This is a genomic window from Mycobacterium sp. 852002-51971_SCH5477799-a (assembly GCF_001667145.1).
Classification (GTDB): Bacteria; Actinomycetota; Actinomycetes; order Mycobacteriales; family Mycobacteriaceae; genus Mycobacterium.
On record NZ_LZIF01000109.1, the window covers coordinates 1 to 766 of the forward strand.

Sequence of the window (766 nt, forward strand, 5' to 3'; positions counted from 1 at the left end):
TCGGCCAGGGCGACTCCCAGCGCCGTGGCATCCAGATGCCCGCTCAGCCGCAACGCCACCGCCATGTTGTACACCGCCGAGGGCCCCTGCAACTGATCGATAAACCACAACCGCTGCTGGGCAAACGACAACGGCACCACCGCCGGACGCTCCTGGGCCACCAGCGGGGCCAGCCCACCGCTTGACCCACCGACGCGGGGTGCTAACTGGGCGATCGTGGGTGCCTCGAACACGGTGCGCACCGCAAGGTCGGTATCCAGGGTGGTGTTGATCGCCGCGATCACCCGCATCGCCGCGATGCTGTCCCCACCCAGCTCGAAGAACGAATCATCGACCCCGACCCGCTGCACACCCAGGACCTCGGCATAAATGCCGGCCAAGATCTCTTCGACCGCATCGCCCGCGGCGCGGTAGCGCCCGGCGCTGGTGTAGTCCGGGGCGGGCAGGGCGCGGGTGTCGAGTTTGCCGTTGGCCGTCAACGGCAACGCGTCAAGCGCCACCACCGCGGCGGGCACCATATGCTCGGGCAACCGCTCGGCCAGCGCGGCGCGCGCCGCGACCGGGTCAGCGGCCCCGGTGATGTAGCCGACCAGCCGGGGGGTGCCGGGCTGGTCGTCGCGGGCGATCACCACCGCCTGGTCCACCCCGTCCAGCCCGGTCAGGGCGGCCTGGATCTCGCCCAGTTCGATGCGATAACCGCGGATCTTGACCTGCTCATCGGCGCGGCCCAGATAATCCAGCTGCCCATCAGCGCGCCAACACACCC

General features: G+C 69.8%; 1 protein-coding gene. It reads right to left on the reverse strand.

Features of this window, described 5'->3' with window-relative positions; genetic code table 11:
- The coding region (locus A5753_RS17015) for a phosphopantetheine-binding protein (RefSeq protein WP_231990100.1) at positions 1 to 766 on the reverse strand (766 nt) is incomplete at both ends.